This window comes from Paragemmobacter ruber, from assembly GCF_009908315.1.
In the GTDB taxonomy this organism is placed as follows: Bacteria; Pseudomonadota; Alphaproteobacteria; order Rhodobacterales; family Rhodobacteraceae; genus Paragemmobacter; species Paragemmobacter ruber.
This window is the reverse complement of record NZ_JAAATW010000001.1, coordinates 393,757-413,078: the sequence shown is the minus strand read 5'-3', so window position 1 is coordinate 413,078 and position 19,322 is coordinate 393,757. Positions and strand designations below refer to the sequence as shown.

Genomic DNA, 19,322 nt, shown 5'->3' with positions numbered 1-19,322 from the left:
TCGCAGCCAAGGGGAAGAAAGCATGACCTATTGCGTGGGCCTTCTGCTGAACGAAGGCATGGTGCTCCTGTCAGACACCCGCACCAATGCGGGGCTCGACAACATATCCACCTATCGCAAGATGTTTTTGTACGAGGAACCCGGCGAACGCGTCATCGCCATGATGACGGCCGGCAGCCTGTCGGTGACCCAGACCACCATCGCCCGCCTGCGCGAGGCGATCGAGGATCCCGATTCCGACGAAACCCAGTCGATCATGAAGGCCCCCACCATGCTCAAGGTGGCCGAGATCGTGGGCAACATGCTGGCCAAGGTGCGCGAGGATATCGACGAAAAGATGTCGGCCATGCAGGGCGTGACGGCCTCGCTGATCGTCGCCGGACAGCGGCGTGGCGGTACGATGCGCATGTTCCTTATCTACCCCGAGGGCAATTTCATCGAGGCGACCGAAGACACGCCCTTCCTTCAGATCGGCGAACACAAATACGGCAAGCCCATCCTCGACCGGGTGGTGAAGCCGTCCACCTCGCTCGCCGATGCGCAGAAGGCCGTGCTTCTGTCGATGGATTCCACCCTGCGATCGAACCTGTCGGTCGGCATGCCGCTGGATCTTTGCGTGATCGAAAGGGACGCCTGCCGCGTGTCGCACACGCGGCGGATCGAGGCGGGGGATGAACAGTTCCGCGCGATGTCCGAAGCCTGGAGCCGCGCCCTGCGCGACGGGTTCAGCCAGATCAACATCTGATCCGCGCGCCTAGCGGTTGGCGTCGAACAGGCGTACCGACTCTTGCAAAAAACGGTTGCGATGGACGGGCTGCTCCATCGGCACCTCATGTTCGGCCCCAAGGTAATGGTCCAGCCGCCCGCCGGGCCATGCCGCCATGCGCAGATGGATCGGCGCGGCATCCACCACCTTTTCCGCGCTGCCCAGCGCGGTGATGCAGGGCAGGCGGGGCGAGGGCAGGGCCGCCAATGCCCCACATTCCCGCAGGGCCGCGCGCAGCCAGCCAAGGCTGGGGCCACCCAGCGCCAGATCGGGCTGGGTGCGGATCTGGTGGTGCATATAATGCCACATCTCGGGATCGGTGGTCAGGACATTGCCCTGAAACGTCGCCGTGGCGATATAGGTCTGGTCATTCGTGCCGGGCGCGAAGCGATGCGCCTGCCCGAAGGGCCGCGCAAGGGCCGACACCACATGCGCGACGGGCCGCATCCAAGCGGCCATGCTGATCCCCCACATGGGGGCCGAGAACACCGCCGCGTTCACCGGCGCCCCGCGCATCAGCGCGCGCAGACCGATGCAGCCGCCCATGGAATGGCCCAGCAGGAAATAGGGCCGGGGGAAGCCTTGCGCCTGCGCCACCGCGATCAGCGTGTCAAAGTCGCGTTGGTATTCGTCAAAGTCATCGACATGGCCCACCAGCCGATCGGCCAGCGCGCGCTGCGCCAAACCCTGACCCCGCCAGTCGATGGCCAGCATCGCATAGCCGCGCGCCTGAAAGTCGCGCGCGGTGCGGCCGTACTTCTCGATATACTCCGTCCGCCCCGGCAAGAGCAGCACCGTTCCCCGCGTGCCGCCCGGCCAAAGACCGATGCGGATGCGGCGGCGGTCGGGCGTATCGGCCCAGAGGGCATGCCCACCCTCCGGCCCATCCGCCAGATCGGCATAGAACGGCGCGGCTTCGGTCACGACAGGACGGAACCCAGCTTCATCGCCAGCCCCATCGACCCGTCCACCGACAGCTTGCCGGTCATGAAGGCCATGGTCGGGTTCATGTCGCCATCCAGAATGGCGCGGAAGGTCTCGGTCGATGCGGTCAGCGTCACATCCGCCTCTTCATCGCCCGCGCGCACGCCATTGGCATCCATCATGATCGCGCCTTCCCCGGGGATCACGAATTTCGCCACACCGTCGAACCCGCCGTTCAGCTTGGCCGACAGGGCGGTTACGGCGGCGTCGATCACTTCGCTCATGCTTCATCTCCATCGCTTGGTCGTGACCGCGGCAGGCTGGTCTTTCTGCGCGGTTGCTTTACCTTAGCGTTATGGAAGCGCGTCGCAGGTTACACAATCATGTCGTAGCGGCACTTGTGCTGCTTTTCTGCGCTACCGCGCCCGCGGCGGCACAGACCCCCGCGCTTGACGGCCTGTTCGAAGAATTGAAGGAGGCCGATCCCCAGGCAGCATCGCGGATCGAACGCGAAATCTGGAACGAATGGTCCAAGTCCGGCTCTCCCGCGATGGACCTGCTGTTGCAGCGCGGGCGGGATGCGATGCAGGCCGGCGATACAGCGGCGGCCATCGACCATTTCACCGCGCTGACCGACCATGCCCCCGATTTCGCCGAAGGCTGGAACGCGCGGGCCACCGCCTATTTCGCGGCAGGCGAACTCGGGCCTTCCGTGAACGACATCGCCCGCACCCTGACGCTGAACCCCCGCCATTTCGGGGCCTTGTCCGGGCTCGGCATGATCTTCGAACAGCTGGAACAGCCTGAAAAGGCGCTGGAGGCGTATAGGGCCGCGCTGGCTATACATCCCCATCTGCAAGGGGTAATCGAGTCGGTGGAACGCCTGGAAGCTGATACCGCCGGGCAGGACCTGTAAGGGCAGCGACATCATGGCCATGACCGGGCGGGTTACGGCGGTTCTCGGACCGACGAACACCGGCAAGACGCATTACGCGATCGAACGGATGCTCGCGCACCGGACCGGCGTGATCGGCCTGCCCCTGCGCCTTCTGGCGCGCGAGGTCTATGATCGCATCGTCGCGCAGCGCGGGCCGTCGGTCGTGGCACTGGTCACGGGGGAAGAGCGGATCGTTCCCGACCGCACCGCCTATTGGGTCTGCACCGTCGAGGCGATGCCGCTGGAGATCGGGGCCGATTTCGTGGCGGTGGACGAAATCCAGCTTTGCGCCGATCCCGAACGCGGCCATGTCTTCACCGACCGGCTCCTGCGCGCGCGGGGGCTGCATGAGACGCTCTTCCTCGGGTCCGATACGATGCGCGGCGCGATTGCCGCGTTGGTGCCGGGGGTGAGTTTCGTCAAACGCGACCGGCTGTCGACGCTGACCTATTCGGGTTCGAAAAAGATCAGCCGGATGCCGCCGCGCAGCGCCATCGTGGGGTTCTCGGTTGAAAACGTCTATGCCATCGCCGAACTGATCCGCCGGCAAAAGGGCGGCTGCGCGGTGGTGATGGGGGCGCTCAGCCCGCGCACGCGCAATGCGCAGGTGGCGCTCTACCAGAACGGCGACGTGGATTATCTGGTGGCCACCGATGCCATCGGCATGGGGCTGAACCTCGACATCCGGCATGTGGCCTTTTCTTCCACCGCCAAATTCGACGGCCGCCGCATGCGGCATCTGTTCCCGCAGGAACTGGCGCAGATCGCAGGCCGCGCGGGGCGCCATACCGACAACGGCACCTTCGGTGTCACGGGCGAGGCGCGGCCCTTGGACGAAGAGATGGTGGAGGCCATCGAAAACCACCGCTTCGCCCCGGTAAAGAAACTGCACTGGCGCAATGCCGCGCTGGAGTTCGGCACGGTCGAGCGGTTGATCCGGTCGCTCGAGGCGCCAACCAGCAATGACTGGCTGACGCGGGCGCGCGACGCCGATGATCTGGTGGCCCTGAAAACCCTGTCCGAGATGCCCGAGGTGCGCGATCACCTGCGATCCCCGCAGGATGTGCGCCTGTTGTGGGATGTCTGCCGGGTGCCGGATTTCCGGTCATCCTCGGGCATGGAACATGCAACGCTGCTGGCGCGGATCTTCGAATTCCTGCGCAGCGGGCGGGTGCCTTCGGATTGGCTTGCCAAGGCCATCGCCCGGATCGACAAGACGGATGGCGACATCGACGCCATCTCGAAGCGGCTGGCCTATATCCGCACCTGGACCTATGTGGCGCAACGCTCTGGCTGGGTGGAAGAGGAAAGTCATTGGCGCGACGAGACGCGCGCTGTAGAAGACCGCCTGTCGGATGCGCTGCATGCGCGGCTGACACAGCGATTTGTTGATCGGCGGACCAGTGTCCTGCTTCGCCGGTTGAAGCAGAAGGAGACCCTCGTGGCCGAGGTGAATGACAAGGGCGAAGTGACGGTCGAAGGCGAATTCGTCGGGCGGCTGGAAGGATTCCGGTTCCGGCAGGATGCCTCCGCCACGCCCGATGAGGCGCGCACGCTGCGGCAGGCGGCGGTGCAGGCGCTGCGGCCCGAGTTCCACCTGCGGGCGGACCGGTTCTACAACGCGCCCGATACCGAATTGGACTATACCGAACAGGGTGGCCTCATGTGGGGGACCACCGCCGTCGGCAAACTGGTCAAAGGGGCCGAGGCGCTGCGCCCGTCGGTCGAAGGCTTTGTCGATGAAGAAGCCGGTCCCGACGTCGCCGAAAAGGTGAAGCGCCGCCTGCAGCATTTCATCGACCGCAAGGTGGCGGCGCTGTTCGAACCGCTGGCCGCAATGAGCCGGGACGAGGCGCTGACAGGCCTCGCCCGGGGTTTTGCCTTCCGTCTGGTCGAAGGGCTGGGCGTGCTGCCCCGCGAATCGGTGGGCGATGAGGTCAAGCAACTCGATCAGGATGCCCGTGGCGCGCTGCGCAAGCATGGCGTCCGCTTCGGCCAGTTCACGGTGTTCCTGCCCGCGCTTCTGAAACCCGCGCCCACGCGGCTGCGGCTGGTGCTCTGGTCGCTCTGGAACGGGCTGGACGAGTTTCCCGAAAGCCCGCCCCCCGGTCTGGTGACGATCCCGAACATCGCCGAGGTGCCGAAACAGCACTACACCCTGTCGGGCTATCACCCGGCGGGCAGCCGGGCGATCCGCATCGATATGCTGGAACGCCTGGCCGACCTCCTGCGCGCCAAGGACAGCCGCGCGGGGTTCGAGGCGACGCCCGACATGCTGTCGATCACGGGCATGACGCTGGAGCAGTTCGCCGATCTGATGGCGGGTCTGGGCTACAAGGGCGAAAAGGGCGAAAGGGCCAAGGTCAAGGCCGCCGAACCCGCGCCCGCAGCCGAGGCCCCGGTTTCCACCGCGCCGATCCCTGAGGGCGAATCCGTCCTCGCCCCGCCGCCGCCGCCTGAGCCCGTGGCCGGGGATGAGGCCGCCGCCGCGCCGGTCGAGATGGAGGTGTTCTACACCTTCAGCTGGGCGCCCAAGCCGCGCTTCCAGCGGCCCGAACGCGGGGGCGACCGTCCCAATCGCGGCGACCGTCCGAAACGCGCCGAAGGGGGCGACCGTCCGCAGGGAGAGCGTCCGCAGGGGGATCGCAACCGGGGTGACCGTCCGCAGGGCGAACGCCGCGATGGCGGGAACAAGGGTGGACACAAGGGCAAGGGCGGCAAGCCCGATTACCGCGATGGCGGCAAGCCGGGCGGTGGCAAGGCCTTCGAGGCGCGCCCCCCGCGCGCGGAAAAGCCCATCGACCCCGACAATCCCTTTGCGGTGCTGGCCGCGCTGAAGACCAAGTCCTGATTTGGCAGGCCCCGGCGCGCAGAAGCCTGGGGCCCGCACGGGGCCGGAGCGGGAAACGCTGCGGCTGGACAAATGGCTTTGGCAGGCGCGCTTTTTCAAGACGCGCTCTCTGGCCGCGGCGGTTGCGGAAAGCGGCCATCTGCGCATCAACGGCCAGCCCACGCGCAAGCCCGGCGCCGGGGTGGCGGCGGGGGATGTGCTGACCTTCCCGCAGGGAAACCGCATCCGTCTGGTGCGGATCACGGCACTTGGCCTGCGCCGTGGCCCTGCCCCTGAGGCGCAGATGCTCTATGTCGATCTGGATGGGGGCGCTGGCGATCCGGACCCGCTTGAATGATCCGGAAAAGCCCACTAGTCAGACTGCCGTGAATTCAGGAGACCGCGATGACCTATGTGGTGACCGACAACTGCATCGCCTGCAAATACACCGATTGCGTGGAAGTCTGCCCCGTGGACTGCTTCTACGAGGGCGAGAACATGCTGGTCATCCACCCCGATGAGTGCATCGACTGCGGGGTTTGCGAACCGGAATGTCCCGCCGATGCGATCCGGCCCGATACCGAGCCGGACATGGAGGAATGGGTGGCCTTCAACCGGAAGTATTCCGAGATGTGGCCCGTCATCACCGTCCGCAAGGACCCGCTGCCCGAGGCAGAGGCCCGGGACGGTGAAACCGGCAAGCTGGAGAAGTATTTCTCGGAAGCGGCGGGCGAAGGGAACTGATCCCGATCGGGCAGGGCGGCCATTCCGTTCTGGCATGTCTGCATGGACGATTCGGAATACCGCTGAATACTTTCCGAAGAATCGGGCGGTTGGCCGATGCTTGGACCTTTGCCACAGTTGGAATCAGGGCGATTCTGTGGTATAGAATCTGTTACATACACCACGGAAGCCTGATGCCTGGCTCAGCGCTGCTCGCCTGAGCGGGGTCTTTCTGTGACAAAACAGCCGGTTGGACCGGGGCCATGCAGGACCCGGGCGGTTGACTTGTCGCATGAGGCAGGCAGTCCCATCGAGGATGCGACTGAATGACCAAGACCAAGAAGCCCGAATTCCGCCCCAACGAATTCGTCGTCTACCCCGCGCATGGCGTGGGAAAGATCATCTCGATCGAAGAGCAGGAAATCGCGGGGCTCCATCTGGAGCTGTTCGTGATCTCCTTCGAAAAGGACAAGATGACCCTGCGTGTTCCCACGCACAAGGCGACCGAAATCGGCATGCGGCAACTGTCGTCGCCCGATATCGTGACCAAGGCGCTGGATACGCTGAAGGGCAAGGCCCGGGTGAAGCGGGCCATGTGGTCGCGCCGGGCGCAGGAATATGAACAGAAGATCAACTCGGGCGATCTGCTGTCGATCGCCGAGGTTGTGCGCGATCTCTACCGCACCGATGACCAGCGCGAGCAGAGCTATTCCGAGCGTCAGTTGTACGAAGCCGCGCTGGAGCGTCTGACCCGCGAAGTCGCCGCTGTTTCCGGCGTGGATGAGGCCGGGGCGCAGAAGAAGGTGGATGACGTGCTGCTCAGCCGCGCGGCCTGAGCCCGTTCTGACCGTAAAGCAAAGGCCGCAGGGCGCAGCCCTGCGGCCTTTTCGCATGGTCCTGTGGCGGGGCAGGGCGCGCTTAGCCCAGATGCGCCGCCGCGAAGGACAGGGCCGCCACCTCGGCCAGTTGCTGTGCCGCGCCGAGGATATCGCCGGTCTGCCCGCCGATCCGCCGTTGCGCGGCCCGCGCGATCAGCCCCGTGGTCGCCGCCGCCGCCAGTGCCATGGGCAGGACCGTCAGGCCCGTGCAGAGGAAGGCCACCACCGCTCCGATTGCCAGCGCGGCCATCACCGCGCCGCGCGGCGGGATGCCCGTCAGATGCGAAAGGCCGGTGCCGCGCGCATTGGGCAGGGCCGCGATCAGCACGGCCATGGGCGCGCGGGACAGCGCGCCTGCGGCGATCAGGCCCGCCCAGTGCTGTTCGATCATCACCAGCGCGGTGACCGCCGACCAGCGCATCAGGGTGATCAGCAAAAGCGCCAGCGTCCCGTAACTGCCGATGCGGCTGTCCTTCATGATCGCCAGCCGCCGCTCGCGCGTGCTTGCGCCGAACAGGCCATCCGCCGTGTCGGCCAGCCCGTCCTCATGCAGGCCGCCCGTCAGCAGCGCCCCTGTCATCAGCCCCACCCCCGCCGCCACCCCTGCGGGCAGCGACAGCGCCAGCGCCACGCTGGCCGCCAGCGCGGCCAACGCCCCGGTGACCGCCCCGACCAGAGGCCAGGCCCAGGCCGCGCGCGGATCAGGGGCCACGGCGCTTGTGGGCAAGGGCAGGCGCGACAAGAGGCCGAAGGCGGCGATCAGGTCGTCGCGGACCAGCAGGGCGGGGTCGCGGTTGGTCATTGCTGTGTCCTTTCCCGGCTGGTCTTCGCCTGCGACCTTGGGTAGCCAGTTGGCGGGCCACCTTCAAGAAAGAGCTTCGCATGACTTCTCCCTTCGCCAGCCTTGCCGATTTCCGCGCCCTGCTTGCCGATCTTCCGGGGCCCGATGCGGCGGCACAGGCCGCAGCGGCAGACCGCAACGGGCAGTTGACCAAACCGCCCGGCGCGCTGGGGCGGCTGGAGGATCTGGCGATCTGGTTCGCAGGCTGGCAGGGCACCGACCGCCCCCACTGTGACCGACCGCAGGTGGTGATCTTTGCGGGCAATCACGGTGTCGTGGCGCAAGGCGTTTCCGCCTTTCCGGCAGAGGTGACGGTGCAGATGGTGGCGAATTTCCGGGCGGGCGGGGCCGCGATCAATCAGCTGAGCCGCACCTTCGGGGCCGACATGGCGGTGCATGCGATCGAACTTGACCAGCCCACACAGGATTTCACCAAGGCCCCCGCGATGACCGAGGCCGAGGTGGTGGCCGCGCTGGCCACCGGTTGGGCGGCTGTGGATCCTGCGGCGGATGTTTTCGTGACGGGCGAGATGGGGATCGGCAATACCACGCCCGCCGCCGCGCTGGCGGCGGCCCTGTTCGGGGGCGATCCGGCGGGCTGGGTGGGGCGTGGCACCGGGGTGGATGAGGCGGGGCTGGCGCGCAAGGCCAGCGCGGTGGCGCGCGGTCTGGCGCGGCATGCCGCAGTGCTGGACGATCCGCTTGAGGTGTTGCGCTGCCTTGGCGGGCGGGAACTGGCCGCGATGGCCGGGGCCATCGCCCGCGCGCGGGCAGAGCGGATTCCGGTGGTGCTGGACGGCTTCATCTGCACGGCTGCGGCGGCTGTGCTGGAACGTGCGGTACCCGGGGCGCTGGACCATTGCATCGCGGGCCATGTCAGCGCGGAAAGCGGGCATGGGCGGCTGCTGGCGGCCTTGGGCAAGGAACCGCTGCTGAACCTTGGCCTGCGGTTGGGCGAGGGGTCGGGTGCGGCGCTGGCGCTGGGTGTGGTGAAGGGGGCGCTGGCCTGCCATTCCGACATGGCGACCTTTGCCGAGGCGGGTGTGTCGGGCGGCTAGGCCGTCTCGCCGCGCGGCTGCGGATCGGCGAGGGCGTCTTCTTCGGCCACATCGACGAAAGGGGCAGGCACGTCTTCGCCCGCCATCGGGCGGGTTTCGTGCAGTTCATCCGTCAGCGCGGATTCCAGATCGCGGTCCAGCTGCTTGGCCCGTTCCACATAGGCATCGTTCAGATGCACCGGCTGGCCCGGCACCCAGAGCCCGGCCAGATCCCGCATCGCGGCGCGGTCCACCTTGTAATAGGTCTGCGACAGCTTGGCTGCCTCATACTCCGAAAAACCCATGTTTTCCAAAACGTAGCGCCCGGCACGGATCGAACTGTCAAAGGTTTCGCGGACGATGTCATCGGCCCCGGCCTGATAGAGTTCGTAGACATGCACCCGGTCGCGGGCGCGGGCCACGATGTGGATGTCGGGCCTGCGGCGGCGGGCATAGCGGACGATGCGGTTGGCATTTTCGCGGTCATCCACGGCCACGACGAGGATCGCCGCCTCGTCCAGACCGGCGCTGTCGAGCAGCGCGGGATTGGCCGGATCGCCGAAGAACCCCTTCACCCCGAAGCGGCGCATCGTCTCGATCGTGGCCATGTCGGAATCCAGAACCACCGTCGACAGCCCCGACATGCGGACCAGACGGTTGACCACCTGCCCGAAGCGCCCGATCCCTGCGATGATCACGCGGCCCTTCTCGTCGATCAGGTCGGGGGCGCGTTCCGGGGTGCGGCTGCGCAGGCGGCGGGCTAGTCGTTCATAGGCGATGAACAGCGCAGGCGTCAGCAGCATCGACAGGCTGACCACCAGAAGCGCGACCTGACCTTCGTTCAGCGACAGGATGCCCTGCTGGCGGGCAAAGCTGACCAGGACGAAGCCGAATTCGCCCGCTTGCGCAAGACCGAGGGTGAACAGCCAGCGATCATGCCCGCGCAACCCGAAGGGAATGGCGATGAGATAGAGGATCGCCGCCTTCACCGCGATCAGTGTAAGGGTGAGGGAGAGGATCGTCACCGGCTGGCTGAACAGCACGCGGGTGTCGATCCCGATGCCCACCGTCATGAAGAACAGGCCCAGGAGAAGCCCCTTGAAGGGTTTGATCTCGGCCTCGATCTGGTGGCGGAATTCGGAATTGGCCAGCACGACGCCCGCGAGGAAGGTGCCAAGCGCGGGCGACAGGCCGACCAGCATCATCAGGAAGGCGATGCCCAGCACGATCAGGAGCGAGATGAAGGTGGACATCTCGGGCAAGCGGGCGGCGTGGACAAAGCGGAACACCGGGCGCGACAGGAAATGCCCCGCCAGAACGATCCCGCCCACGATGGCCAGCGTCAGCAGCGTGGTGGCATAGCCCGGAAGCTGATCAACCAGCGTCAAGAGCGGCTCTGCCACCCCCTCTGTGGCGTGATCGCCCCCTGTTGCGGCGCCGTTGGTGATGCCGAAGGTGGCCGCCGTGGGGGCCGCAAGGCCGGGCAGGGTGAGCAGCGGCAGGAAGGCCAGCATCGGGATGACGGCAAGATCCTGCGTCAGCAGGACGGAAAACGACGCCCGCCCCCCTGCGGTGCGCATCAGGTTTTTCTCGTTCAACGTCTGCAGGACGATCGCGGTGGAGGACAGCGACAACACCAGCCCAAGGGTCAGCGCAACCTGCCAGACAAAGCCCAGCGAAAGGCATAGGCACGCGATGGCGGCAGCGGTCAGCACCACCTGCGCGCCGCCCAGCCCCACCAGCCGGTGGCGCATGTCCCAAAGCGTGCGCGGCTCCAGCTCCAGCCCGATCAGGAACAGCATCAGGACAACGCCGAATTCCGCGAAATGCTGAAGATCCGCCGTATCCGCCCCTGCCAGACCGAACACAGGGCCGACGAGGATCCCGGCCGCGAGGTAGCCCAAGACCGAACCAAGGCCCAGCCGCATGGCCAGCGGCACCACAAGGACCGCCGCGCCAAGATAGATGCTGCCCTGAAGCAGAAGCCCTTCCATGCCGTCCCTTCTGCCGCCCGCTCAGGCCATGTGATGGGGCGCGCGGCCGCTTCGGATCAACCGATCAGCTGTTGGGAAGCGCGAGGACAACCATCCGGCCCCGCTTTTCGTAGCGCACCTCAGAGGCCGTGATGGCCGCCACACGCCCGCCGTCAAGCCGATCCCCAACCTCGACCCGCACGTAGCGGCCATTGGGGTTGCGCACCAGCGCATAGCGGTTGGACGAGGTGCCGTAGACGCCGATCAGGTTCATGTCGCGCAGGTTGATCGCGTTGCGCAGGGTGGCCTGCGTCGCGACATTCGCCGACGACGGGATGCGCGGCGCCGCCGTTTCGGCGATTTCGGGCTCTTCTTCGGTTTCCGGGGTGACTTCTTCTGCGGCGGGCGGGGCCGGTTCCGGGTCGGGGAGGCGGATCGCGGCGGCGACAGCCTCTTCCACGGCGCGGCTCAAATCGCGCGGGCGTTCGGCGGGGCGGCGCGAGATGGCAAGGCCGATGGGCGTGACGGTGCCTTCGGGGGCGACCAGCGCGAGGCTGCCATTGGGGTTCGCGGCGGGGGTTGTGCCTGCTGCGGCAGCGGCAGCGACGATGCTTTGTGGCCGTGCGGCCGGGCGCAGGCCCGCGAGGCGCGGGTCGGCGGCCGGGGCCAGCGCGGCGCCATCGTCCACCACGGCCTCGGTCGCGGGTGCAGGGGCCAGTCCGGCCGGGCGCGGCAGGGGCCGCGCATCGGCGAGGGCAGGATCGGAGGGGATGATGAATTCAGGCTCGGCCGTGGTGGTGGCGGCGGTGTCTGTGGCGGTGGCAGGATCGCCCGCCGGTGCGGCAGCGGCTGCCGGTGCGGCGGCTGCGGCGGCGGCGCGGGCGGCCTCGGTCACGCTTTCGGGGCGGCTGGGCGGCACGAGGGCCGGGCTGCCTGCAAACAGCATCACGCCATCGGGCGTGGCGATGCCTTCGGGCGTGGGCAGGATGCGACCGTCCGCATCGAACTGATAGACGGTGCCGAAGGGCGGGGGCGGTTGCGGCGCGGCGGGCGGCGTGTCCGGCGCGGCTGTCGGGGCGGCGAGGGCCGCCGCGTCCACCGGCGCGGGGGGCGTGTCGGCGGCGGACAGGAAAATCTCGTCCTGCGCATCTGCCGAAGGCGCGGCGGCACGGGCGGGATCACCCGCGACGACGGTCGCGGGTGCGGGTTCCGGTGCAGCGGCTGTGGCGGGTTCGGATGCGGTGGCGTCTGGCGGTGGTGCAGCCTCTGCGACCGGTGCCTCTGCCGGGGGGGCGGCGGCGGTATCGTCGGGCGCTGGCGCCCCGGCGTCCGGCGCGGGCTGCGCGAAATCTGCCGGGTCCTGCAGATCGGCCAGCATCTCGTCTTCCGGGGCGACGTCGGATGCGGTGATCCCGTCGGGGGCGGTGATGGCGTCAGAGGCCGCCTGTGTGGGCTGCGCCTCAGTGTCAGAGTTCCAGCTTACATAATAGGACGACAGGCCCGCCGCGAGGGCGAGCATGATCAGCAGGATGCCGGTCAGGATCAGGCCGAGGTGGCGGGGCTTGCCGCGCACGGGCATGGGGCGGGTGCCGAGGCCGCTGGACCGCTTGGTGGCGGGCGATGTGGCCTGTGCGGCGGCCTGCGCTGTGGCCTGCGCGGCGCCAGTGGCGGCGGACCCTGCCGCCGCGCCTGCGGCGGTGGCGGCTGCGGCGATGCCCGCCGTGACCTTCGCCTTGCCACGGCCGCCGGGGATCGACGGCGCGGTGACCATCGCCGTCACCCCGCGCAGCGCCTTGCTGGCGGCGGAGGGCGGCTTTTCACCGGGTGTCTCGTAGCTGAACTTGGGTGCGGGGCGCGCCCCGGCCGGACGTTCGGCAGGCGCCTTGCCGCCGCGGGCGAGGCTGCGGTCAGCTTCGGCCACGATGGGTGCCGGACGGGGCGGCAGGTCGTTCGCTCCGGCCCGTGCGCCCTGCGGACGCCCGGCATAGGCGCCAAGCGCCGCAGCAGACGGCATCGGCGGAAGATCATCCTCGACGCCCGGATCGACGATGCGGCGCGGCGCATCGCCCGCGCCGGGCAGATCGTCGCCCACATCCACGGCCATCGGCGCCTCGTCCGGGTCAGGGATCGCGGCAGCGAGCACGGAGGGCATGGCGGGCGGATCGCCCGCGCTCAGCGTGGCGGCGATGGCCGCCGGGTCCACGGTCGGATCGGTGGCCCTGTCGGCGGAAAGCGATGGGGCGGTGGGGGGCGCGACGGGTGCCGAAACGGGTGTGGTGACGGGTGCCGGTTCGGGTTCGGTCTGCGGAACGGCGGCCTCGGGGCCGGGGGGCGGCACTTCGACGGGGGCGGGTTCCGGCAGATCATCGACGCCGCCGGGAAGCGCCGAGGGTTCGGCGTCAGGCGCGGGATCGGCCGCGGCCCGCACGTCAAGCGGTGCTTCCGGCGCGGCCGGTGGCGCGGGGGCGGGGTCCGGGGCGGTTTCCGGCGCAGAGGGTGCGTCGGAGGTGGCGGCAGATGTCGTGTCGGGCGTCTCTGACGAGGGCGCGGCAGAGGCGGTGGCTGCGGCATCCGACAGACGGATCGGGTCGGCCTCGCGCTCCACCTTCTGGCCCGGCTTCAGCACGGTTTCTGCAAAACTCGTCTGCCCGAAGAACGGCTCTGCCCCGAACGCGCCATCGGGCGGGATGGCCACGAAGGCCAACGGATTGAACCCGTTCGAAACGGCGAAACCTTCCGCCTCGTCAAGCGTTTCGCGTGCCAGAACGGCCACGGTGACGCTGTCGCCCGTGCCGCTGTGATCCCAGACGAGATCGGCCACGTCATAGGGCGTCTGGCCTTCCAGCGCGACGGCGATCTGTGCCTTGCGGGCCGCGGCATCGGGGCCGGGGGCGGCCAGCGTCAGATACTTGATCTGCGAATTCGGGATGACCAGCTTGGTCGTGATCCCGCCGGGGGCCAACCCTTCGGCCTTGCTGCGCAAATCGGCCAGTGCGGCGGGCAGGTCATCGGTATCGAAGGGGGTGCTTCCGACCTCTGCCCAGCCCCGTTTGGTGCGGTGCAGCAGCGTGATGCTGTCATCGGTGAAGTTGAGGGCAAAGTTCGGCTTCATGGGGCGGGTCTAGCACAGCTTCCGGGACAGCGGGAATGCAAGGCGGCGGCTGCGCACTGGTCTACAGCAGCTTTTTGCCGAAGGGAAGGAGACTGCACGTTTATCTGACTTGCGGCAGGGGGGGCGGCGGGTGGAAAAGGGGCCATCGCATAACAGGAGCATCCCCATGCGCACCCTTTCCGCCCTTCTTCTTTCCGGCGCCGTTCTGGCCAGCCCGGTCATGGCCGATCAGCATGTGAGCCCCGCCACGATCACCGTGACCGGCGAAGGCGTGGTGACGGCGGCGCCGGACCTTGCCACGGTCAGCCTTGGGGTGACCACGCAGGGCGCGACGGCGGCCGAGGCGATGGCGGCTAATTCCGCATCGCTGGCCGCGGTGCTGGAGCGGGTGAAGGCGGCGGGGGTGGAGGATCGCGACATCCAGACCTCGACCCTGAACCTGAACCCTAACTGGTCGAACAGCGATGGCAGTTCCATGCCCGAAATCCAGGGCTATGTGGCGACCAACACCCTGTCGATCCGCGTGCGCGACATGGCCAAGCTGGGACCCATCCTCGATGCCGCGATCGCAGACGGGGCGAATACGCTGAACGGGGTGAGCTTTGGGCTGGCCGAGCCGGACCCTGCCATGGACGAGGCACGCAAGGCGGCGGTTGCCGAGGCGCGGGCGCGGGCAGAGCTGTTGACCGGTGCGGCGGGGGTCGGGCTGGGGCGGATCGTGTCGATCAGCGAGAGCGGCGGCTATGCGCCGCCCATGCCCATGTACCGGATGGAGGCCGCGATGGCCGATGCCCCGGTGCCGGTGGCGGGCGGCGAGGTCGGGGTGACGGCGCAGGTCACCATCACATGGGAGATCGCGCAGTAAGCTTGCCTTTTCCCTGCGATTTCAGGGGCAGAAGGGGCGCGGAGGGCCGCGCCCCTTTTCCTTTTCGGTCAGGCGGTCGCTTTTGCCAGCGCCTGATCGAGATCGGCGATGATGTCATCGGCGTTCTCGGTCCCGATGGAGACGCGCACGACATTGGGCGCGGCACCGGCCTTGATCTGCTGTTCCTCGGTCAGTTGCCGGTGGGTGGTGGAGGCCGAGTGGATGATGAGCGAGCGCGTATCGCCCAGGTTCGCCACATGCGAGAAGAGCTTGACGCTGTCGATCAGCTTCACGCAGGCGTCATAGCCGCCCTTGACCGCGAAGGTGAACAGCGCGCCCGCGCCTTTGGGGCAGATGCGCGCCATGCGGTGGTGATAGGGCGAGGAGGGCAGACCGGCATAGGTGACATAGTCGATGCGGGGGTCTTTCTCCAGCCATTCGGCCACCTTGCGGGCGTTTTCCACATGCCGGTCCATGCGCAGCGACAGGGTTTCGATGCCCATCAGCGTGTAATGCGCGCCCTGCGGGTTCATCGTCATGCCGAGGTCGCGCAGGCCCACCGCGATGGAGTGGAAGGTAAAGGCCATCGGGCCGAGGGCCGGGTGGAAGGCCAGCCCGTGATAGGCGGGTTCGGGTTCCGAGAGCGAGGGGAACTTGCCCGACTTGGACCAGTCGAACTTGCCCGAATCCACCACGATGCCCCCCGTGACGGTGCCGTTGCCGGTAAGGTATTTGGTGGCGGAATGCACGACCAGCGTCGCGCCATGTTCGATGGGGCGGCAGAGATAGGGGCTGGCCGAGGTGTTATCCACGATCAGGGGCAGACCGACCTTGTCGGCGACGCCCGCCACGGCATCAAGGTCGGTGATGTAACCCCCCGGATTGGCGATGGATTCACAGAAGATGGCGCGGGTGTCGTCATCCACCGCGGCCTCGATCGCGGCGAGATCGTCGAAATCGACGAACTTCGTGGACCAGCCGAAGCGTTTGATCGTCTGGCTGAACTGGGTCATCGTGCCGCCATAGAGCCGGGTGGAGGCGATGATGTTGCGCCCCGGTCCCATAAGCGGGAAAAGCGCCATGATCTGGGCAGCATGGCCCGACGAGCAGCAGATCGCCCCCGCCCCGCCTTCCAGCGCGCAGACGCGGTTCGCCAGTGCCGAGACGGTGGGGTTGGTCAGGCGCGAATAGATATAGCCCACCTCCTGCAGGTTGAAGAGTTTCGCAGCGTGGTCGGCGTCGCGGAAGACATAGGCGGTGGTCTGGTAGATGGGCACCTGCCGCGCGCCGGTGGCGGGATCGGGGGCGGTGCCTGCATGGATCTGGAGCGTCTCGAAGGCAAGCGTGCGGTCGTCGGACATCGGGTTCCCCTCCCAAGGAATTGCGGTGCAGAAAGCCTAGGGGATGGCGCCGGGCCTGTGAAGGGGGCTGCGTGCAAAGGGGGATTTCTTCGCTTTTGCAAAGGTTTGGGAGATGGGCGATAGCGTCTTGCGGGGCGTGTGGGGAAAGATAGTCTGGCGAGGTGCGGCAAGTGGGGGGAAGACGATGCTGACACCGTTCCATCTGGCGATTCACGTCACCGATCTGGCGGCGGCGCGGGCCTTCTATGGCGGGGTGCTGGGCTGCGCCGAGGGCAGGTCGGCGCCCACATGGGTGGATTTCGACTTTTTCGGCCATCAGCTGAGCCTGCATCTGGGCGAACCCATGCCCAATGCGCCCACCGGGCGGGTGGGCGACAAGATGGTGCCCATGCCGCATTTCGGGTTGGTCCTGCCCTTGGCGGACTGGCAGCGGCTGGCCGCGCGGGTGCGGGCGGCGGGCGTGGATTTCGTGCTGGAGCCACAGGTGCGGTTCGTGGGCGAGCCGGGGGAGCAGTGGACGATGTTCCTGCGCGATCCGTCGGGCAATGCGATCGAGGTGAAGGGGTTTCCGACGATGGAAGGCGTGTTCGCCCATTGATTTCAATGGGTTGAGGTGGTGTCCCGGATGCTGACCATGGTGCAGACGCCTGTGCAGCAGAGTGTTCATACAAAATCCGGCAGACTGTTGCGCCTTTTGGGTGATTTCTGTGCGGTGATGCAGGGATGGGCCTGAACCCCCGGAAGTGATGCGCCCTGATGGGTGCGGTTCGGTGATGCCCCCGCCCGACCTCACCGCCCGACCCCACCGCCCGAGCCGGGCTTGGGACGGCGCCCAAGCGCCGGCCGAGGGCGGGGGGGATAAGGTCGGTATTCGGGGATCCGGGCCAAGGTGTGAGAGCAGGGTGCGCCGCCCTGATGAAGAAAACCTTACGCTCAGGCGCGGTCATCCTTCGGGCTGCCCATCACGACGAAGGTGGTGATGGATTGCACCTGCGGCAGCGTGCCCAGCACATCGGTATGCCAGTGCTTGTAGGCGGCAAGGTCGGCGCATTCGACCCGCAGGAGATATTCCACCGTGCCGGTGATGTTGTGACATTCGGTGACCTGCGGCGCGCGGGCGACGGCGCGTTCGAAGGCCTCTTGGCTGGCCTTGGTATGGGTGTTCAGGCCCACGGTGACATAGGCGGTGAAGCCGATGCCAAGCTGGACGGGATCGAGCACGGCGCGGTAGCCCTTGATGACGCCTGCGCGTTCCATCTCTTGCACGCGGCGGAGGCAGGCAGAGGGCGACAGGCCGACACGTTCGGCGAGGATCAGGTTGCTGATCCGTCCGTCGCGGCGCAATTCGCGCAATATGCGCGCGTTGATATCGTCAATCTTCGCCATTTGTTGCGAAATATGCGCATGGTTTGCTGTGTTTGCAATCCCTGCGCGTCGTGGATGTGCCAAGGATTGCGCCATGACACATGATCTCTTCCTTGCCCTGCTGGGCTTTGCCTTTGTCACATCGGTCACGCCGGGGCCGAACAACATGATGCTGCTGGCATCGGGTGTGAATTTCGGGCTGCGGCGGACGCTGCCGCATATGCTGGGCATTTCCGTCGGACATTCGGTGATGGTGTTTCTGGTCGGGCTGGGGGTGGCGGGGGTGTTCCTGGCGCATCCGCTGGCGCTGACCGCGCTGAAGGTGGCGGCGGTGGGTTACATGCTGTGGCTGGCGTGGAAGATCGCCCATGCGACGGCCCCCGGAGAGGGGCGCGCGGGCGGGCGGCCGATGACCTTTCTGCAGGCAGCGGCGTTCCAATGGGTGAACCCCAAGGCCTGGGCCATGGCGCTGGGGGCGGTGGCGGCCTATGTGCCGGAGCCTTCGGTCGGGGCCTATGCGGCGGTGGCGGGGGTGTTTGCGCTGGTGAACCTGCCCAGCGTGTCGGTCTGGGCGGCGGCGGGGCAGGCGTTGCGGCGCTGGCTGGAAGGGCCGGGGCGGCTGCGGGTGTTCAACTGGACGATGGCGGGTTTGCTGGTGCTGTCGCTGATCCCGGTGGTGGGGATGGAGATGTGATGCGTAGGATGGGCGATATCGCCCATCCTACCGGGTCCAGAGGCCCGCGCGTTTGATCGCGTTGCGGATGGCCTGTTCCTTGCGGGGCAGATCGGCCCGGTCGAAGAGGGCGCGCACCTCGCGGCCTTGCCCTTTGTAGAGCATCTTTCTGAACGGCGCATAGGCACGCAGCACGCGTTCGACGCGCGGGTCGGCGGCGATCTGTTCCATCACGGCAACCGCGTGGTCGCTTTCGCGGGCGAAGAACAGCGGCAGGATGCGCCAGTGGCAGGTGAGCGCGCCGTCAAGGCCGGCAAGATCGGGGCCGGGGCGACCGCCGCCCAGCGCATGGATCACGAGGGGCAGTGCCACCTGATCGAGCCAAGGGTCGAGGGATTGGCACACCAGCGCCGGGCCGGGATCAGCGGCGATCTCGGTCGCGTATTTCAGAAACAGCGCGCCGAAGCGGCGGGGGCTGTCATGCAGGAACCAGCCTGCGTTGAAGTAGAGGTAGCGCTGCCAGTAGTCATCGGGCTGACTGCGATCGAGCGAGGTTTCGAAATCCAGTCCAAAGCGGTGGTAGAGGCTGCGCCAGATCTCGGTGTAGCCCGGCCCGTAAAGTTCGATCTGCGGCCATGTGCCTTCGCGTTTCATCGACGCGGTGGGACGGGTGAAATCGGGTGCGAGGGTGGCGATGTCGCCGGTGATGATCGTGTCGGTGTCGAGAAACAGGAAGGGCGCGTCGGGGATATGGGCCAGCGCCTCGATCTTGTTGCCATGGGGGTAGCGCGCGCCGAAGGCGCGGCTGTCGAAGGGGATGATCTCGGCCCCCAGATCGGCGAGGAGGTCGAGCGTGGCGGGATCGGTGATCTGGGGGTTTTCCGCGCCCCAGAGGGGCCCGGGGCGGGGCGTCGCGATCAGGAGGCGGCCGGGAAAGCCCGGCGACCGGGCGCGCAGCGAAGCGGCGAGGAGGACGGCCTCATACTGCAGCCGCCCGGCCTGACCGATGCAGAGGATGTTGAACACGGTCACTGGTG

The 19,322-nt window shown here is 67.4% G+C and carries 18 protein-coding genes; 10 read left to right on the top strand and 8 right to left on the bottom strand.

What is annotated here, in order from left to right; translation table 11 throughout:
• Positions 1-22: 22 nt before the first annotated feature.
• A complete protein-coding gene (locus GU920_RS02030) occupies positions 23-745 on the top strand; it encodes a proteasome-type protease (protein ID WP_161765312.1) in 723 nt (240 codons plus the stop codon).
• Positions 746-754: 9 nt separating this feature from the next.
• On the opposite strand, the gene GU920_RS02025 is transcribed toward GU920_RS02030, so the two are convergent.
• Together GU920_RS02025 and GU920_RS02020 are read right to left on the bottom strand one after the other, a co-directional pair.
• Complete coding sequence (locus GU920_RS02025; protein ID WP_161765311.1) at positions 755-1,690, bottom strand: alpha/beta fold hydrolase; 936 nt, start codon at positions 1,688-1,690, stop codon at positions 755-757.
• A complete protein-coding gene (locus GU920_RS02020) occupies positions 1,687-1,974 on the bottom strand; it encodes an SCP2 sterol-binding domain-containing protein (protein WP_161765310.1) in 288 nt (95 codons plus the stop codon). Before GU920_RS02020 ends, GU920_RS02025 begins: the two co-directional genes overlap by 4 nt.
• A gap of 71 nt (positions 1,975-2,045) precedes the next feature.
• Here GU920_RS02020 and GU920_RS02015 point away from each other — a divergent pair, with 71 nt between their 5' ends.
• The 5 genes from GU920_RS02015 (at position 2,046) to GU920_RS01995 (ending at position 7,016) form a co-directional block, all read left to right on the top strand.
• Positions 2,046-2,606 carry a tetratricopeptide repeat protein gene (locus GU920_RS02015; protein WP_161765309.1) on the top strand — a complete coding sequence of 187 codons (561 nt, stop codon included), beginning with the start codon at positions 2,046-2,048 and terminating at the stop codon, positions 2,604-2,606.
• A gap of 13 nt (positions 2,607-2,619) precedes the next feature.
• Positions 2,620-5,478, top strand: coding sequence for a helicase-related protein (locus GU920_RS02010; protein ID WP_161765308.1), 2,859 nt, complete (start codon positions 2,620-2,622; stop codon positions 5,476-5,478).
• Position 5,479: 1 nt separating this feature from the next.
• Complete coding sequence (locus tag GU920_RS02005) at positions 5,480-5,815, top strand: RNA-binding S4 domain-containing protein (protein ID WP_161765307.1); 336 nt, start codon at positions 5,480-5,482, stop codon at positions 5,813-5,815.
• Between the two features lie 47 nt (positions 5,816-5,862).
• Positions 5,863-6,201, top strand: coding sequence for a ferredoxin FdxA (gene fdxA / locus GU920_RS02000; protein WP_161765306.1), 339 nt, complete (start codon positions 5,863-5,865; stop codon positions 6,199-6,201).
• 305 nt (positions 6,202-6,506) lie between these two features.
• On the top strand, positions 6,507-7,016 hold the full coding sequence (locus GU920_RS01995) for a CarD family transcriptional regulator (protein WP_161765305.1): 510 nt from the start codon (positions 6,507-6,509) through the stop codon (positions 7,014-7,016).
• An 82-nt stretch (positions 7,017-7,098) separates the two neighbouring features.
• Here GU920_RS01995 and cobS read toward each other — a convergent pair whose 3' ends face one another.
• A complete protein-coding gene (cobS, locus tag GU920_RS01990; protein WP_161765304.1) occupies positions 7,099-7,860 on the bottom strand; it encodes an adenosylcobinamide-GDP ribazoletransferase in 762 nt (253 codons plus the stop codon).
• 80 nt (positions 7,861-7,940) lie between these two features.
• Between cobS and cobT the strand changes: the two genes are divergently transcribed.
• Positions 7,941-8,957 carry a nicotinate-nucleotide--dimethylbenzimidazole phosphoribosyltransferase gene (gene cobT / locus GU920_RS01985; RefSeq protein ID WP_161765303.1) on the top strand — a complete coding sequence of 339 codons (1,017 nt, stop codon included), beginning with the start codon at positions 7,941-7,943 and terminating at the stop codon, positions 8,955-8,957.
• Here the strand turns inward: cobT and GU920_RS01980 are convergent.
• Together GU920_RS01980 and GU920_RS19675 are read right to left on the bottom strand one after the other, a co-directional pair.
• A complete protein-coding gene (locus GU920_RS01980; protein ID WP_161765302.1) occupies positions 8,954-10,930 on the bottom strand; it encodes a cation:proton antiporter domain-containing protein in 1,977 nt (658 codons plus the stop codon). The two genes, cobT and GU920_RS01980, sit on opposite strands and share 4 nt — an antisense overlap.
• A 64-nt stretch (positions 10,931-10,994) precedes the next feature.
• Positions 10,995-14,021, bottom strand: coding sequence for a translation initiation factor 2 (locus tag GU920_RS19675; RefSeq protein ID WP_161765301.1), 3,027 nt, complete (start codon positions 14,019-14,021; stop codon positions 10,995-10,997).
• A gap of 166 nt (positions 14,022-14,187) precedes the next feature.
• Here GU920_RS19675 and GU920_RS01970 point away from each other — a divergent pair, with 166 nt between their 5' ends.
• The gene (locus tag GU920_RS01970) at positions 14,188-14,886 is read left to right on the top strand and encodes an SIMPL domain-containing protein (protein WP_161765300.1); all 699 of its coding nucleotides are present in this window, start codon (positions 14,188-14,190) and stop codon (positions 14,884-14,886) included.
• Between the two features lie 68 nt (positions 14,887-14,954).
• On the opposite strand, the gene GU920_RS01965 is transcribed toward GU920_RS01970, so the two are convergent.
• On the bottom strand, positions 14,955-16,247 hold the full coding sequence (locus GU920_RS01965; protein ID WP_161765299.1) for an O-acetylhomoserine aminocarboxypropyltransferase/cysteine synthase family protein: 1,293 nt from the start codon (positions 16,245-16,247) through the stop codon (positions 14,955-14,957).
• Between the two features lie 184 nt (positions 16,248-16,431).
• On the opposite strand from GU920_RS01965, the gene GU920_RS01960 reads away from it, so the two are divergent.
• On the top strand, positions 16,432-16,845 hold the full coding sequence (locus tag GU920_RS01960; protein ID WP_161765298.1) for a VOC family protein: 414 nt from the start codon (positions 16,432-16,434) through the stop codon (positions 16,843-16,845).
• 335 nt (positions 16,846-17,180) lie between these two features.
• Here GU920_RS01960 and GU920_RS01955 read toward each other — a convergent pair whose 3' ends face one another.
• Positions 17,181-17,633, bottom strand: coding sequence for an Lrp/AsnC family transcriptional regulator (locus GU920_RS01955; RefSeq protein ID WP_161765297.1), 453 nt, complete (start codon positions 17,631-17,633; stop codon positions 17,181-17,183).
• 73 nt (positions 17,634-17,706) lie between these two features.
• On the opposite strand from GU920_RS01955, the gene GU920_RS01950 reads away from it, so the two are divergent.
• Positions 17,707-18,306 (top strand): LysE family translocator, encoded by a 600-nt coding sequence (locus GU920_RS01950; protein ID WP_161765296.1) that lies wholly within the window; start codon positions 17,707-17,709, stop codon positions 18,304-18,306.
• Positions 18,307-18,333: 27 nt separating this feature from the next.
• Here GU920_RS01950 and GU920_RS01945 read toward each other — a convergent pair whose 3' ends face one another.
• Positions 18,334-19,317 (bottom strand): hypothetical protein, encoded by a 984-nt coding sequence (locus GU920_RS01945; RefSeq protein WP_328799221.1) that lies wholly within the window; start codon positions 19,315-19,317, stop codon positions 18,334-18,336.
• Between the last annotated feature and the right edge of the window lie 5 nt (positions 19,318-19,322).